This is a genomic window from Tenacibaculum sp. L6 (assembly GCF_028823685.1).
GTDB lineage: Bacteria > Bacteroidota > Bacteroidia > Flavobacteriales > Flavobacteriaceae > Polaribacter.
The window spans coordinates 15972-32770 of sequence record NZ_JAPEHZ010000008.1 but is presented as its reverse complement, the minus strand read 5'-3'; the positions used below and the strand labels follow the sequence as shown (position 1 = coordinate 32770).

Genomic DNA, 16799 nt, shown 5'->3' with positions numbered 1-16799 from the left:
TTAATTTAGGTGTTTAGTAATGTCAATTATTTTACCCTCAATAGCTGTAGCTGCTGCTACAAGAGGACTTGCTAAAATAGTACGTGCTCCCTGCCCTTGACGTCCTTCAAAGTTTCTATTAGATGTAGAAACACAATATTCTTTCGCTGGAATTTTATCATCGTTCATTGCCAAACATGCGGAGCATCCTGGTTGTCGTAATTGAAAACCTGCTTCTTCAAAAATGGTTTGTAATCCTTCTAACTTAATTTGTTTCGCCACTTGTTGTGACCCAGGCACTAACCATGCATGCACATTAGATGCTTTTTGCTTTCCTTTTACATAATTGGCAGCGACTCTAAAATCTTCAATTCGAGAGTTTGTACAACTTCCAATAAACACATAATTAATTGTCTTATCTACAAGACTTTCTCCTTTTTGAAAATCCATGTATTGCAACGATTTTTCAAAGGAAGCATCATGTAACAGAGGAATATTTTCAGAAATTTTTATCCCCATTCCTGGGTTGGTTCCATAAGTTACCATTGGTTCAATATCTTCTGCATCAAACGAATATTCTTTATCAAATACTGCATTTTTATCCGTTTTCAACGTTTTCCAATACGCTACTTTTTTATCAAACTCCTCTCCTTTTGGAGCAAACTCACGTCCTTTTACGTAGTCAAAAGTAGTCTCATCTGGAGCAATCATACCTCCTCTTGCTCCCATTTCAATACTCATATTGCAAACGGTCATACGTCCTTCCATAGACATTTCTTCGAACACATTTCCAGCATATTCACAAAAATATCCCGTACCTGAATTCGTACCTAGTTTGGCGATGATATATAAGATTACATCTTTTGGTAATACTCCATTTTTCAACTTTCCATTCACATTTACACGTAAACTCTTAGGTTTTTCTAACAACAAACATTGGCTTGCAAATACCTGTGCAACCTGACTTGTACCGATACCAAAAGCGATGGTACCGAAAGCACCATGCGTTGAGGTATGACTATCACCACAAACCATCGTCATTCCCGGTTGTGTGATTCCTAATTCAGGAGCCATTACATGGACAATTCCATTATAGCGGTGACCTAATCCGTATAAGGTGATGTTATTTTCTTCACAGTTTTTGGTCAACTGTTCTAATTGATTACGAGACAACTCGTCTTTTATTGGTAAATGTTGATTTACAGTTGGTGTGTTATGATCAGCCGTTGCTACAATCTTATCAGGTCTTGCAATCGGAATATTACGTTCTTTTAATTCATTAAATGCTTGTGGACTTGTTACCTCGTGAATTAAATGTTTATCAATATATAGAATTTGTGGTCCGTCTTTAATGCTATCAACCACATGCGCATCCCAAACTTTATCAAATAATGTCTTTCCCATTAAGCTATAGCTATTTTTGAAATATTGTTAACTTGTTTCATAATTTGATGAATGTCTTCATCAATCACTTCTTTTTGTCTGTCAGCAAACTGTAAGAAGGTTTTATAAGCAGTATCTAATTGAATTTTGGTTAATTCGTATCCAATCTTTTTGGCACGGTATGCCAAGGCTGCTCTTCCGCTTCGTGCTGTTAACACAATAGCACTTTCATTAACCCCCACATCTGCTGGATTGATAATTTCATACGTTTCACGATTTTTAATCACTCCGTCTTGGTGAATTCCTGAACTATGTGCAAAAGCATTTGCTCCTACTATGGCTTTATTAGGCTGAACAGGCATTCCCATTTTTTCGCGAACCATGATACTCGTATCATATAACAATTTGGTATTAATATCTGTTTGAAGATTCAAATATGGATGTTGTTTTAAAATCATAACTACTTCTTCTAATGCAGTATTTCCTGCACGCTCACCAATTCCGTTAATTGTACATTCTATTTGACGTGCTCCATTAATAGCTCCAGCGATAGAATTAGCAGTAGCTAATCCTAAATCATTATGACAATGGCAAGAGATAATTACATTCTCAATACCTTTTACGTGTTCTTTTAAGTACTTGATTTTTGCTCCGTATTCTTCTGGCAAACAATACCCTGTAGTATCTGGAATATTCAACACTGTTGCTCCTGATTTGATAACCTCTTCGCAAACTTTTGCTAGGAAAGCATTATCAGTTCTACCAGCATCTTCAGCATAAAACTCTACATCATCTACAAAGTTCTTTGCATACGAAACTGCTTCTTTAGCTCGTCTAATCACTTCGTCTTTTGAAGCATTAAACTTGTATTGAATATGAGAATCGCTAGTACCAATACCTGTATGAATTCTAGGTTTATTAGCAAACTTTAAAGCATTAGCAGCAACTTCTATATCTTTTTTTACAGCTCTGGTTAATCCGCAAACTGAAGCGTTTTTAACCAGTTTAGCAATTTCTTGTACCGACGTAAAATCACCTGGGCTCGACACAGGGAAACCTGCTTCTATTACATCAACTCCTAAAAAATCAAGTCTTTCGGCAATAATTAATTTTTGTTGGGTATCTAATTTACATCCTGGAACCTGCTCCCCGTCTCGTAAAGTGGTATCAAAAATTTGAATTTTATCGTTGTGCATAAATCTAACTATGATTATCAGAATAAAATCCAAATGTATATATTGGCTTTTCTAACAAACTCTTTTTAAATGGGTTAGTTACGATATCAAAACAACAAAAAACAAAAACAAAGTACTGAAAAACAAAAAGTTATGCGTAAACCAATTACATTCGCCAACCAACAAAATGACGCATTATTTGTTTTGATAAAGTCTTTATCAAAATCAGAAAAACGTCAATTTAATTTATATGTAGGTCGTTTAGGTGGTAATGTAGATGCGAAGTTCTTTTCCCTTTTTAAATTGTTAGAAAAACAAAAATGTTACAACGAAAAAGCAATTATTGATAGTGGTGTTGTTAGCAAACAGCAACTTTCCAATTTAAAAGCGCATTTATATAAGCAAATACTGATTAGTCTTCGTATGAATCCTGCCCATAAAAACATCAGAATTCAAATACGTGAGCAATTGGACTTTGCTACTGTTTTATATCAAAAAGGATTGTACAAACAAAGTTTAAAATTGCTTGAAAAAGCAAAAAATATGGCAATTGAAAATGAAGAAAAAAATATTGCCTATGAAATTGTTGAGTTGGAAAAAGTGATTGAAAGTCAATATATAACCCGAAGTATCGACACGCGTTCAGATGAGCTAGCTATTCAAGCGAAAGAGCTCAGTCAGCAAAATGTAATAGCTAGTAAACTATCTAACTTATCACTGCAATTGTATGGAACCTTATTAAAAAACGGGTACGTAAAAAATGATGAAGAACTGCAACGCGTAAATTCTTACTTCAATTCTAAGTTACCCGAATATTCGTATGAAAAATTAGGATTTAGAGAAAAGTTATGGCTATACAAAGCACACTTGTGGCATAGTTTTTTGACACAGGATTTTTTACAGAGTTACAAGTACGCCAACAAATGGGTAGATTTATTTAAAAATGATTCTAAGAATATTTCTTTACACCCTGTTTTTTATTTGAAAGGGAAAAATTATCTATTAGAAAGCTTATTTTTTATCAAGCACTATGATAAATTTAAAGAAGAACTTTCTTTATTTGAAGATGAGATTGAAGCTAAAACAATTCCTCAGAATAGTAATACTGAAATCCTTACCTTTTTATACTATTATGCCAATAAATTACACCTACACTTCCTAGAAGGCAACTTTTCAGAAGGTGAATATTTAGTAGACATTATCAATAAAAAAATTGATGAGTATAAAGATCGTTTAGACACGCATCATATTGTAGTGTTCTACTACAAAATAGCATGTTTGTACTTTGGTATGGGCAAAAACAAAGAATGTATTTTATACCTAAATAAAATCATCAAATCTAAACATATTGATGTAGCACAAGACTTACAATGTTTTGCTAGAGTGTTGTGTTTAATTGCTCATTATGAATGTGGGTTAGATTACGATTTAGAACGACAATTTAAAGATACCTATCGCTTTTTACTAAAAATGGAGAATTTACAAGAGGTTCAAAAGGAGTTTATTTCTTCTATTAAAGCATTAGGTGATGTGTATCCTCATCAAATAAAAAAGGAGTTTAAGAAAATATACGATCGCTTAAAAGTATATGAGAATCATCCTTATGAAAAAAGAGCTTTTTTGTATTTGGACATTCTTTCTTGGCTGGAAAGCAAAATAGAAAACAAACCTGTAGCGCAAATTATTCAGGAAAAATTTGTTGCTGTTCAGAAGTAGTATTTCAGTTATCACTCTTCTCAATTAAGCAACTGTTTTGTTATGCCAATGTACTACTAATACATCATTTCGACCGAAGTGAGAAACCTCATTAAAACAAATAACTTATATTCTTAAGATTTCTCACACTTCGTTTCACTCGGTTCGAAATGACACTTTTTATTAGAAAACTGCCTCAGCAATTTGTTGAATATTGGTTGATCTTCCCATTGAGTAATAGTGTAAAATAGGCACCCCTCTTTGTTGCAGCTCTTTACTTTGTGCAATACACCATTCTATTCCAACTTGTCGTACTTCACTATTGTCTTTACATTTAATTACTTCTTTTACCAACGCATCTGGTAAATCTACTTTGAATCGATGTGGAATTAAATTCAATTGTTTTTTAGTTGAAATTGGTTTTAATCCTGGAATGATAGGGACTGTTATACCTTCTTCTCTACATTTATCTACAAACTCAAAGTATTTTTGATTGTCAAAAAACATTTGTGTTACTATATAACTAGCCCCATTTTTTATTTTTTTCTTTAAAAAATGAATGTCAGAATCTAAACTTGGTGCTTCCATGTGTTTTTCTGGATAACCAGCTACACCAATACAAAAATCAGTTTTTGAGGAATTTTGCAAGTCATCATCTAAATATCTTCCTTTATTTAAGTTCTCAATTTGAGTTACTAACTCACTTGCATACGCATGTCCGTCCTTTTCTGGCTTAAAATAAGTTTCGCTTTTTACTGCATCACCACGCAACGCAACTACGTTATCAATACCTAAAAAATCGAGGTCTATTAAGAAGTTCTCGGTATCTTCTTTGGTAAACCCTCCACACAAAATATGTGGAACGGCATCTACTTGGTATTTATTCTGAATTGCCGCACAAATACCTACCGTACCTGGACGCTTTTTTACTACTTGCTTTTTTAACAATCCGCTTTCTAACTCTTTATACACATACTCTTCTCGATGATAAGTTACGTCTATAAACGGCGGATTGAATTCCATTAACGGATCAATATTTTTGAATATAGAATCAATATTATCTCCCTTTAACGGTGGAAGAATTTCAAACGAAAACAATGATGTTCCGTTAGCTTTTTCTAAATGTTCTGTTACCTTCATAAGTATAGCTTATAAAGGCATATTTAACTTACATCAGCGAAGCTGCAAACAACGATAAAACTGCCATAATTGCTAGCTGAATTGCAAACCTGATTTCTAATTGATATTTCTTCATTACATCTGATTTTTATACTGCAATATTACTATGTCTTTTTAGCTTTTATCTTAGCTTACTTAAAACTTATTGTTAATTAAACACGCTCTTTTTATTGGTTTTTTAATTTATTATTAATTGTCTGATATATTTGGATGCAACCATTTTCTGGCTTTTTCTAAAGGAATGTTTTTTCGTTCTGCAAAATCTCTTACCTGATCGTCTGTTATTTTACCCAAACCGAAATATTTAGCTTCATTATTGGCAAAATAATATCCTGAAACAGCTGCTGCCGGCCACATAGCTAAACTTTCTGTCAAGGTTACTCCTATATGCTCTTCAACTCCTAACAATTCCCATATCGTCTCTTTCTCAAGATGATCAGGACAAGCTGGATACCCAGGTGCAGGACGAATACCTTTATATTCTTCTTTTATCAATTCATCATTGGTTAAATTTTCTTCGGAAGCATAGCCCCAGTGTTTCGTTCTTACTCGATGATGTAAATATTCAGCAAAAGCTTCAGCAAAACGATCGGCAATGGCTTGTGCCATAATAGCATTGTAATCATCGTGATTTTCTTTGTACTGTAAGGCTAATTCATCAGCTCCAAAAATGGCGGTACAAAAAGCTCCTATATAATCTGTTCTTTCTGTTTCCTTTGGAGCAATAAAATCTGCCAAAGCAAAACTTGGTTTTCCTTCACGCTTTTTTAATTGCTGACGTAAGGTTCTAAACACTGCGATTTCTTTTCCTTTCTTTTGAACTGAAATATCGTCGTCGTTAATTGTGTTTGCTTCAAACAAACCGAAGATTGCTTTAGGTTTTAATGCTTGTTTTTCTATGATGAGTTGTAACATCTTCTGAGCATCTGCAAACAAATTGGTTGCTTCTGTACCTACTACTTCATCTTCTAAAATATCAGGAAACTTTCCGTGTAAATCCCACGAGCGAAAAAACGGACTCCAATCAAAATATGGTACTAAGTCTTTTAAACTTACTTGTTCTAATTTTTGTACTCCTAGTTCTTTTGGTTTGGAAATGTTAGTCTTATCCCAATCTATTTTGAATTTTCGCTTTCTAGCTTCCTCAATTGGTATGTAGTGCTTCTGCTTTCCTCGTTTCAAAAACTTATCACGAAACTCTTCGTAATCTTGCTTCAACTTGGCAACATATTCGTTTGAGGTTTCTTTATTTAGTAAATCTCCTACTACAGTTACCGCTCTTGATGCATCGTTTACGTGTACTACTGCGTTTTTATACTGTGTATCAATCTTTACAGCAGTATGTGCTTTAGAAGTTGTTGCTCCTCCTATTAATAAAGGAATCTCCAAATTTTGACGTTCCATTTCTTTGGCTAAATACACCATTTCATCTAACGAAGGTGTTATCAATCCGCTTAAACCAATAGCATCTACCTTTTCTCTTTTGGCAGTTTCTATGATTTTTTCTGGAGGAACCATTACTCCTAAATCTACAATCTCATAATTGTTACAACCTAATACTACAGATACGATGTTCTTACCAATATCATGCACATCTCCTTTTACGGTTGCCATCAATATCTTTCCAATAGCTTGTTGTTCCTCGCTTTTCTCTGCTTCAATAAAAGGATTCAAATAGGCTACGGCTTTTTTCATTACTCGGGCAGATTTTACAACCTGAGGTAAAAACATTTTTCCTTCACCAAACAAATCACCTACCACATTCATCCCGGTCATTAAATGTCCTTCAATTACATGTAGAGGTTTTGCAACACTCAAACGAGCTTCTTCAGCATCTTCTTCAATAAAAGCGTCTATTCCTTTTACTAAAGAGTGTGTAATACGTTCTTGAAGTGGCAAACTCCTCCATTCTAAAACCTGCTCTTTGTTTTCTGCTTTAGTCCATTTTACCGTTTCGGCAAATTCTAATAACCGTTCAGTAGCATCATCTCTTCTATCTAAAACAACATCTTCAATATGTTTTAATAAATCCTTCGGAATATCATCATACACCTCTAACATCGCCGGATTAACAATTCCCATATTCATTCCTGCCTTAATGGCATAGTATAAGAATACCGAGTGCATCGCTTCACGAACAACATCGTTTCCTCTAAAAGAAAACGACACGTTACTTACTCCACCACTCACACTTACATGTGGCAAATTTTCACGTACCCATCGGGTAGCTTCAATAAAATCTAACGCATTTTTTCGGTGTTCTTCCATTCCTGTTGCCACAGGAAAGATATTTAAATCGAAAATGATATCTTCTGGTGGAAAACCGACGATGTCGGTTAATATATTATAAGAACGCTCTGCAATTTCAATTCTTCGCTCGTAAGTATCTGCTTGTCCTACTTCATCAAAAGCCATGATAATTACAGCAGCTCCGTATCTTTTTATCTGGGTAGCTTCCCATATAAACTTTTCTTCTCCTTCTTTTAAAGAAATAGAGTTTACTACCGATTTACCTTGTACTACCTGTAAACCAGCTTCGATAATTTCCCATTTAGAACTATCAATCATAATAGGAACTCTGGCAATATCAGGTTCAGAAGCTATTAAGTTTAAGAAACGTACCATCGCTTCTTTTCCTTCAATCAAACCATCATCCATATTAATATCGATGATTTGTGCTCCTCCATCTACTTGATGACGCGCAATTGCCAAGGCTTCATCAAACTTTTCTTCTTTTATCAATCGAAGAAATTTACGAGATCCTGCTACGTTTGTGCGCTCCCCAACATTGATAAAATTACTTTCTGGAGTAATAATCAGTGGTTCTAACCCCGATAATTTCATGTATCTCTGCCCCTCTCCAACCTCTCCCAAAAGGGAAGAGGCTTTTGTTGTAGTATTTTTTATATCTCTATCACTCATCTCTATCTTTACTGTTTTTTTATGAAATACACCATTCTTAATCATCACTAACTTAACTTCCCTTCCCTTTGGGAAGGGACTGAGGGTTGGGCATTTCGTGGTTTGTACTTCGCTGCTACTGCTGCAATAGCCGAAATATGCTTAGGTGTGGTACCACAGCACCCTCCTATAATATTGATTAAGTTTTTCTTTAAATATTCTTCTATCTGATTAGCAGTTTCTTCTGGTGTTTCATCATACTCTCCAAAGGCATTCGGTAATCCAGCATTTGGATGTGCAGAAATGGCAAAGTCAGTTTTAGAAGCAATCGCCTCTAAGTGTGGTTGTAATAAATTGGCTCCTAAAGCGCAATTAAATCCTACGGATAACAACGGAATATGAGAAATCGAAATCAAAAACGCCTCGGCTGTTTGTCCTGATAACGTTCTACCTGAAGCATCGGTAATTGTACCTGAAACCATGATAGGAATTTCTATATTTCGCTCAGCTTTTACCTCTTCAATGGCAAATAAAGCAGCTTTGGCGTTTAGAGTATCAAATACAGTTTCTACTAACAATATATCCGAGCCTCCATCTATTAAGGCTTCTACTTGTTGTTTATAAGCAGTGCGTAACTCGTCGAAAGTTACCGCTCTGTACCCTGGGTCGTTTACATCAGGAGACATACTTGCCGTACGGTTTGTAGGTCCGATAGAACCTGCTACAAAACGAGGTTTGTGTGGTTCTTTTGCAGTGAACTCCTCTGCTACTTCTTTGGCTATCTTAGCAGATTCGTAATTTAACTCGTAAACCAACTCTTCCATTTGGTAATCTGCCATGGCAATAGTAGTTCCTGAAAAAGTATTGGTTTCTACAATGTCTGCCCCTGCCGCAAAGTACTTTCTGTGTACTTCTTTTACGGCTTCGGGTTGCGTGATGGACAACAAATCGTTGTTTCCTTGTAATGGTGTTGGGTAGTCTTTAAAACGTTCTCCACGAAAATCTTCTTCCGAAAATTTATATTCCTGAAGCATGGTTCCCATAGCGCCATCGAGCACAAGGATTCGTTTTTGTATTTCTTGATAAATGTTTGACATTCCTGATATTTAGTGTGTTGTTATCAGGAAAAGAGGAAAGAAAATTCTTTTCGTTATCTCTCTGCAAATGCAGTAGAATGTAGCACCTTCTTTGTTTGCACAAAGGGTTGCTAAGGTTTCAAAGGGTCTATTCCCTCCACCTTTCTTGATAACATCAATACGTTAATGAACGGAACAAAGTTATAGTATTATTTTTTAGTTAACAAAATTAAAATAGATAAAAGAAAAAAGTAGTGTATTAATTCTATAAAAAAGAAAAGCAGCAAATAGTATTTGCTGCTTTTCTTATATAAAGCTGTGATAAACCACAGCACTTTAAATTTATTTCTGTTTTACCTCACTAGCGTGATACACATCATCTTCTGCCTTGAAGATCTTAAATTGAACCTCGTAACCTTCTGGTACATAAATAACAATTGGTAATTTCCCGTTATACCTTACTGTTTTTGGTTGACTCGTAACAAACTTTCTAACTGTACTATTTTCAAAACAAGCCATTCGAGTAGATATAACTCCGCCATCGGTAGTAAAATCATAGTACGAATATCCCCATCCTTTAAGATCCTTTTTCTCTATACTTCCTACAAGTCCGTGCTTATTACAAGTATCTACTTCCATCCACTTTCCAATAACAAATTCTATTTTTTTGTTACTATCATTAGCTGAATGAGGAACTTCTATAACCATTTGTTTAAATCCTTTCTCTGGTTTAGGGTATATTGATAAATCCACTTTCTTTAAAGATGTTTGTCCTACTGCCATAGAAGTAATAGTTAAGAATGTTATTAAAAATAATTTGTTGATTTGCCTTGAAAATGCTCTCATAATAAAAATAATTTTCCTAGAGCTTTTCAACATGTATGCCAATGATTCATCTAACTAAGACTTTTGTATTTATTCTTAAATGATTTACCATTCTTTTAACAACTATGGAAAGTGGTGTTAGAATACAAAAACATTGTCTACTAGTTTGTTTAATAATTAATTACTATATCTAAGACTTAATAATATGATCATCTGTTATTGTGCGAATTTTTATTTTGTTTTATATTGAAGACTTGAAACAAGAAAAATAAAATTGCTAAAAACTCTACTTATCACATTTTAATACACGGATAAAAGAAGTTTTAGTTTTTTATAATGAGTTAGGGGCAATTAAAACAAACTTTATGCTTGAAAAAATTTATAACGCAATATTTCTAACTTATGAAAATGCATCTGAACTATATGAAGATGCGGAAATATTATATAAAAATGGAAAAACTAAAAGGTCGTATACATTTTATCATTTTTCATTTGAAGAAGGTGGACGATTTTTTATGTTAGTAAAAGTCCTTTTTCAATACCTAATGAAAGATATTGAAAAAAAAGATTTGAATTATAAATATTTAAAATCTCTTGGGTTCGAGCAACATATTAAAAAATTAGATGAATCTGTTTTCAAAATGTTTGCGGAATCCACTTATAACTCTGTTCTTGATAATAATACTGAACTTACGCAGAAATTGACACAAATGCACGACAACCTTAAAGGTAGAGTGAATGAATTTAATAATCTGAAAAACAGAAGTATTTACTTATCTTATATTAATAATGACTTTATAAAACCAATTGACTCTATTACAACAGATAACGTTGAGGATATGAAACTATTAGCGGATATTCAATTAATAAAAACAAAAGAAATGGTTGAACGATTAAGAAAAGAAGGTACTTTAGAAGAATTGAAATCCAAGTATAGTGCGAAATAACTGCCCCTAACACCGTATAAAATTAATTGCTAGTGCAAGCCTACTTGCGAAAACTAAACCTTTAACCAAGTACACAGAATCATGAAAAAGCTACAATTTAAGAAAGACATCAATGCATCTGCTGAGAAAGTTTACAACACCATGTTGGGTATTAATACTATTGAAACTTACCAGCAATGGACAGCTGAGTTTAATCCGACCTCAACCTATGAAGGAAGCTGGGAAAAAGGAAGTAAAATCTATTTTGTAGGAACAGATAAAGAGGGTAAAAAAGGTGGAATGGTCTCTGAAATTGCAGATAATATTCCTTTTCAGTTTGTTTCCATTCGCCATTACGGGATGTTAGACGGTGAAAATGAAATTACCGAAGGTCCTGAGATTGAAAAATGGGCAGGTTCACTAGAAAATTATTCATTTCACGAACAGAACGGTATCACCACAGTAACCATAGAATGTGATGTAGCAGACGACTACCTTGATTATTTTAACTAAACTTGGGATAAAGCGTTGAATAAACTTAAAGAGATTTCAGAAAAATAGTGTACGAGCAGAATAGCTATTTATCAAAATTTGGAATTGATGCATATTTGATGTATTTTTACACCAAACAATAAAATCATGGCAAGACAAAGCATATCATTTACCGAACCTAACGATGAATGGTTAAAAACCCAAATAGACGGTAAAGAATATTCGAGTAAGAGCGAATTGATAAATGACTTAATTAGACAAGCTAGAAAACAGCAAGTACAAGTTGACTGGATTCGAACTAAACTAGAAAAGGCTGAACAAAGTGGATTTACAAATGATAGTAAAGAAGAAATTTTAGCCCTATCTAAGTCTTTGTTAAATGGCTAAATACCGATTAAGTAACGAAGCTAAAATTGATCTTATTCGGATTCATCATTACGGAATAGAAAAATTTGGAATGACTCAAGCAGACAAATACTTTGAAACATTTTTTGAGTATTTTGATATTATTGCACAAAGCCCTTTCTCATTTGAAGCGGTAGACCACATAAAAAAAGGATATAGACGTTGTGTTTGTGGAGTTGATAGTATTTATTTTAAAATAACAGAAAATAATGTCGAAATAATGGCTATCGTAGGGCAACAAGATTTGAACCAAAAACTATAAAAACTGTTCATTCATAACTTTATCAGAAAATTATTTTTTAAATAAAAATTCCCGCCTAAGCGGGAATTTCTGTATTATAATAAGATTATCTACTGAAACAAGTCTGAAGATAAATAACGATCTCCTCTATCGCAAATAACAGCTACAATTACTCCTTTATCAATAGTTTGGGCTATTTCTAACGCTGCATGTACCGCTCCTCCACTACTCATTCCTGCAAAAACACCTTCTTCTTGTGCTAGTCTTCTCGTCATGTTTTTAGCATCGTTTTCGTCTAGTTCAACCACCTGATCCACCTTACTTTTGTTAAAGAATTTTGGTTGGTAGGCTGGTGTCCACTTACGAATCCCTGGAATTCTTGCTCCGTCTTTAGGTTGCGCTCCAATAATTTGTACCTCAGGATTTTGTTCTTTTAAATAAGTAGAAACTCCCATGATGGTTCCTGTAGTTCCCATGGCAGATACAAAATGTGTTACTTCTCCTTGAGTATCGTTCCAAATTTCTGGACCTGTGGTTTTATAGTGTGCTTTCCAGTTATCGGTATTTTCAAACTGGTTCAACATAAAATAGCCTTTTTTATAACGTAGTTCTAAAGCTACATCTCTAGAACCTTCAATACCTTTTTCTGCATCCGTTAAAATAACCTCAGCTCCGTATGCTCGCATAGTCTTTACACGTTCTTCGGTAGAATTTTCAGGCATTACCAATACCATATTTACGCCTAATATTTTAGCCATGAGCGCTAATGCTATTCCTGTGTTTCCACTAGTTGCTTCTACTAAATAATCTCCTGGACGGATATTTTTCCTTTTGATAGCTTCAGCAATCATATTAAAGGCTGCTCGGTCTTTTACACTTCCACCAGGATTGTTTCCTTCTAATTTTAGCAATAACTTCACTCCTTCTTTTTGAAAAATGTTAGAAACTTCTATGAGTGGTGTATTTCCTATGCTATCTATTATCGTTTTAGTTTTCATGTTGATTTTTATACCTACATTATTTAACATAGGATTTTCTAGTGGTTATTTTATTTTCTGACTCATAGGTTACAATAGATCCTTCGGGTACAGAGGTGGTTACGCAAACATTTGCACCTATTATACTATCTCTTCCTATCACTACATCGCCTCCTAAGATAGTTGCATTGGCGTAAATGGTTACATTATTTTCAATCGTTGGATGCCTTTTTGTGGATGCTAATTCTTTTTTTACTTGAACCCCTCCTAAGGTAACTCCTTGATATATTTTTACGTTTTCTTTAATAATCGTGGTTTCTCCAATCACAATTCCTGTTGCGTGATCTATAAAAAACGAATCGCCAATAGTTGCTCCTGGGTGAATATCCGTTCCTGTTAATCCATGTGCATATTCGCTCATCATTCTTGGTAAAATCGGAACTTCCATTTTGTACAATTCATGACTCAATCGATATACGGCAATCGCATGGAATCCTGGATACGCTAAATACACTTCTCCTAAGCTTTTACAGGCAGGATCTGTCTTTTCAAATGCTTTGGCATCTAAATCTAACTTTTCTCGTATTTCACAAAACGTTTGTTGATATGCTGCCCATACTTCCGAAGTATTTTCAATAGCTAAACCCTTTAAAATTTTTTCAAACTTTTCTTTTAAATGATTTGCTTTTTCTTGGCATACATCATTAAACAAGGCATAAAATAATTGTTTTGTAAAAACTTCTACATCATCTTTTAATGATAAATCGTACTGCTTGAATCCCATGTGATAAATTTTTACAAAAATAATTAACTTTCGGGAGCTAACTCAACTTCTAATCCTTCTAATTCAGGAGTTATATGAATTTGACACCCTAATCGGCTATTTTCTTGCACATGAAACGCTTCTGCTAGCATTGCATCTTCATCATCATTCATTTCTGGTAATTCATGATTCGACTTTACATAACACTGACAAGAGGCACATATTGCCATTCCACCACAAATACCAATAGTTCCTTCAGTAGCTAATTCGTACGATCTAACCACCTCCATTAAGTTCATTGCCATGTCTGTCGGAGCAACTACCTCGTGCAATACGCCATCTCGATCGGTAATTTTTATTGTAACATCCTGCTCCATTACTGAATCGCTTTTACTACTGCTTTTGGTGCTTCTTTTCGAGTTCCATCAAAACCGTCTACCCCTCCTACTGTGGTATATTTCATCACATATTTTTTATCTGGATGGATACGCTGATAAGCACTTTGGCACATTAACGTTGCTTCGTGGAATCCACATAAAATCAATTTTAATTTTCCTGGATAAGTATTCACATCACCAATCGCATAAATACCTTCAACATTCGTTTGATAATCTAACGCATTGTTTACTTTAATGGCATTCTTCTCAATTTCTAATCCCCAATTGGCAATCGGTCCTAACTTTGGTGCCAATCCAAATAATGGAATGAAATGATCTGTATCAATGATAAATGGTTCTTTACCTGTTTCTTCTACTACAACTCCTGTTACGTGCTCTTTCCCTAACACTGCTTTTACCTCAGCAGGCGTTATCAAATTGATTTTTCCTAAATTCTTTAACTCTTGAACTTTTTCTACTGAGTCTAACGCTCCTCTAAATTCGTTTCTTCTGTGAATTAAGGTTACCGATTTAGCCACATCTGTTAAGAAAATAGACCAATCTAAAGCAGAGTCTCCTCCTCCAGCGATTACCACATCTTTATCACGATACAATTCTGGTTCTTTAATCATGTACTCCACTCCTTTATCTTCAAAATCGATAATATTTGGGATGATAGGTTTACGTGGCTCAAAACTTCCTAACCCACCTGCAATCGCTACCACAGGTGCTTGATGTTTTGTTCCCTTATTTGTCGTTACGATAAACGTTCCGTCATCTTGCTTTTCAATAGTATCTGCACGTTCTCCTAAGGTAAATCCTGGTTCAAATTGTTTGATTTGCTCCATCAGGTTCTTGATTAAATCTCCTGCTAAAATCTCTGGATATGCCGGAATATCGTAAATAGGTTTCTTCGGATAAATTTCTGAACACTGCCCACCTGGTTGCGGTAAGGCATCAATTAAATGACAACGTAGTTTTAATAATCCTGCTTCAAAAACTGTAAATAGTCCTGTTGGACCCGCTCCAATAATTAATATATCTGTTTGTATCATGTTCTACTTATTTCACTAAACTCTCGGTTAGCTTATTTAATGTTTCTACTTTTTGTTCAAAGTTTCCTTTGATGGTTTTTCTGTAACTATTCAAATTTTTCACTAATTGATTGATGTCTTCTGGAATTACTTCTTCAAAAAACTGACGCAATCTCTTAGCGGTTGTGGGTGATTTTCCATTGGTTGAAATAGCTACTTTTACGTTCCCTTTGGTGACAATTCCACCCATATAAAAATCACAATATGGTGGATTATCAGCTACATTTACCAATTTATGTTGACTTCTACAATCTTTATACACCTGCATATTAACTTCAGGAATATTGGTAGTTGCAATCACCAAATGTTTTTCCTTTAAATAAGTATCATTATAGCTATCTACTATCGTGCTCACCTCTCCTTTTTGAGCTACTTCAATAGTTTCATCTCTAAAAAAAGGAGCGACCATCGTTACTTTAGCATCTGGACTCGATTTTAATAAAAATCGTAGTTTTTCCTCTGCTACAAATCCTCCTCCAACAATTAGCACTTCCAGTTCTTTAGTCTTTAAAAAAATTGGGTATAAATTATTTCTTTCTTCCATTACACCACCTCTTTTAAAGCTACTTCTTGTTGCACTTGTAACAATTGTTGTCTGTGATTTACTACATCTCCTAACAGAATAATAGCAGGGTTGCTCAAATTGTTTTTTGCCACTACTTCTTCTATAGTATCCACAGTACCAATTCCTATTTTTTCTTCAGGAGTAGTTCCATTTTGAATAATAGCTACTGGTAATTCATTCTTTCCTTCTGCTTTAAAAAGCTGAATAATTTCTGAAAGTTTGCCCATTCCCATTAAAATAACAACCGTTGCACTCGATTTTGCGGCTAAGGCAACATCGTTTGATAATTGGTGCTGTTTAGTCGTTCCTGTAATAACCCAAAAGCTTTCTGAACTTCCTCTTTTTGTCAACGGAATATTCTGATAAGCCGGTACCGCTAACGATGAAGAAATTCCTGGAACTACAGCAACCTCTAATCCGTGTTTTGCAGCATATTCCATTTCTTCTGCCCCTCTTCCAAAAATAAAAGGATCACCTCCTTTTAAACGTACTACATGTCCGTGAGAAAATCCTCTAGCAACAATCAACTCATTGATTTGTTCTTGTTGATATCGATAGCATCCTCTTCGTTTTCCTACAAAAATTAATTCTGCATTCGGATTCACATATCCTAACAGTTCGTTATTCACCAATGCATCGTACAATACCACATCGGCTTGTTCTAATGCTTTAATGGCTTTTAAGGTGATTAAATCAGCATCTCCTGGTCCTGCACCTACTACGGTTAATTTCGGTTGATTTTTCAT

At 34.4% G+C, this 16799-nt stretch carries 17 protein-coding genes and 1 riboswitch; of the genes, 5 read left to right on the top strand and 12 right to left on the bottom strand.

Features of this window, described 5'->3' with window-relative positions; all coding sequences use genetic code 11:
- Positions 1-1383: a 3-isopropylmalate dehydratase large subunit gene (gene leuC, locus OU788_RS02990; RefSeq protein WP_274633776.1), complete on the bottom strand. Its 1383-nt coding sequence runs from the start codon at positions 1381-1383 to the stop codon at positions 1-3.
- On the bottom strand, positions 1383-2558 hold the full coding sequence (locus OU788_RS02985; protein ID WP_274633775.1) for a 2-isopropylmalate synthase: 1176 nt from the start codon (positions 2556-2558) through the stop codon (positions 1383-1385). Before OU788_RS02985 ends, leuC begins: the two co-directional genes overlap by 1 nt.
- Before the next feature lie 132 nt (positions 2559-2690).
- Between OU788_RS02985 and OU788_RS02980 the strand changes: the two genes are divergently transcribed.
- Positions 2691-4253, top strand: coding sequence for a hypothetical protein (locus OU788_RS02980; protein ID WP_274633774.1), 1563 nt, complete (start codon positions 2691-2693; stop codon positions 4251-4253).
- 162 nt (positions 4254-4415) lie between these two features.
- On the opposite strand, the gene metF is transcribed toward OU788_RS02980, so the two are convergent.
- From metF to OU788_RS02960, 4 genes are all read right to left on the bottom strand, one after another.
- Positions 4416-5372 carry a methylenetetrahydrofolate reductase [NAD(P)H] gene (gene metF / locus OU788_RS02975; protein WP_274633773.1) on the bottom strand — a complete coding sequence of 319 codons (957 nt, stop codon included), beginning with the start codon at positions 5370-5372 and terminating at the stop codon, positions 4416-4418.
- Positions 5373-5600: 228 nt separating this feature from the next.
- Entirely contained in the window at positions 5601-8255 is a 2655-nt protein-coding gene (gene metH, locus OU788_RS02970; RefSeq protein WP_274633803.1) for a methionine synthase, read from the bottom strand.
- Between the two features lie 125 nt (positions 8256-8380).
- Positions 8381-9409 (bottom strand): homocysteine S-methyltransferase family protein, encoded by a 1029-nt coding sequence (locus OU788_RS02965; RefSeq protein WP_274633772.1) that lies wholly within the window; start codon positions 9407-9409, stop codon positions 8381-8383.
- A 50-nt stretch (positions 9410-9459) separates the two neighbouring features.
- A riboswitch (SAM riboswitch) is annotated at positions 9460-9564 on the bottom strand.
- A 166-nt stretch (positions 9565-9730) separates the two neighbouring features.
- Complete coding sequence (locus OU788_RS02960) at positions 9731-10234, bottom strand: ecotin (protein ID WP_274633771.1); 504 nt, start codon at positions 10232-10234, stop codon at positions 9731-9733.
- 344 nt (positions 10235-10578) lie between these two features.
- On the opposite strand from OU788_RS02960, the gene OU788_RS02955 reads away from it, so the two are divergent.
- The 4 genes from OU788_RS02955 to OU788_RS02940 all read left to right on the top strand — a co-directional run bounded on the left by OU788_RS02955 (position 10579) and on the right by OU788_RS02940 (position 12298).
- Entirely contained in the window at positions 10579-11160 is a 582-nt protein-coding gene (locus tag OU788_RS02955; protein ID WP_274633770.1) for an AbiV family abortive infection protein, read from the top strand.
- Positions 11161-11241: 81 nt separating this feature from the next.
- Positions 11242-11652: an SRPBCC domain-containing protein gene (locus OU788_RS02950; RefSeq protein ID WP_274633769.1), complete on the top strand. Its 411-nt coding sequence runs from the start codon at positions 11242-11244 to the stop codon at positions 11650-11652.
- 126 nt (positions 11653-11778) lie between these two features.
- Positions 11779-12018 (top strand): ribbon-helix-helix domain-containing protein, encoded by a 240-nt coding sequence (locus OU788_RS02945; RefSeq protein ID WP_274633768.1) that lies wholly within the window; start codon positions 11779-11781, stop codon positions 12016-12018.
- Entirely contained in the window at positions 12011-12298 is a 288-nt protein-coding gene (locus tag OU788_RS02940; protein WP_274633767.1) for a type II toxin-antitoxin system RelE/ParE family toxin, read from the top strand. The genes OU788_RS02945 and OU788_RS02940 overlap by 8 nt, the downstream gene beginning before the upstream one ends.
- An 89-nt stretch (positions 12299-12387) precedes the next feature.
- On the opposite strand, the gene cysM is transcribed toward OU788_RS02940, so the two are convergent.
- The 6 genes from cysM to cobA are packed head-to-tail and all read right to left on the bottom strand — an operon-like array spanning position 12388 to position 16799.
- Positions 12388-13275: a cysteine synthase CysM gene (gene cysM / locus OU788_RS02935; RefSeq protein WP_274633766.1), complete on the bottom strand. Its 888-nt coding sequence runs from the start codon at positions 13273-13275 to the stop codon at positions 12388-12390.
- A gap of 19 nt (positions 13276-13294) precedes the next feature.
- The gene (epsC, locus tag OU788_RS02930; RefSeq protein WP_274633765.1) at positions 13295-14038 is read right to left on the bottom strand and encodes a serine O-acetyltransferase EpsC; all 744 of its coding nucleotides are present in this window, start codon (positions 14036-14038) and stop codon (positions 13295-13297) included.
- A 23-nt stretch (positions 14039-14061) separates the two neighbouring features.
- The gene (locus OU788_RS02925) at positions 14062-14394 is read right to left on the bottom strand and encodes a 2Fe-2S iron-sulfur cluster-binding protein (protein WP_274633764.1); all 333 of its coding nucleotides are present in this window, start codon (positions 14392-14394) and stop codon (positions 14062-14064) included.
- Complete coding sequence (locus OU788_RS02920; protein WP_274633763.1) at positions 14394-15449, bottom strand: NAD(P)/FAD-dependent oxidoreductase; 1056 nt, start codon at positions 15447-15449, stop codon at positions 14394-14396. Before OU788_RS02920 ends, OU788_RS02925 begins: the two co-directional genes overlap by 1 nt.
- 7 nt (positions 15450-15456) lie before the next feature.
- Positions 15457-16032 (bottom strand): precorrin-2 dehydrogenase/sirohydrochlorin ferrochelatase family protein, encoded by a 576-nt coding sequence (locus OU788_RS02915; RefSeq protein ID WP_274633762.1) that lies wholly within the window; start codon positions 16030-16032, stop codon positions 15457-15459.
- Positions 16032-16799 (bottom strand): uroporphyrinogen-III C-methyltransferase, encoded by a 768-nt coding sequence (gene cobA / locus OU788_RS02910; protein ID WP_274633761.1) that lies wholly within the window; start codon positions 16797-16799, stop codon positions 16032-16034. The genes OU788_RS02915 and cobA overlap by 1 nt, the downstream gene beginning before the upstream one ends.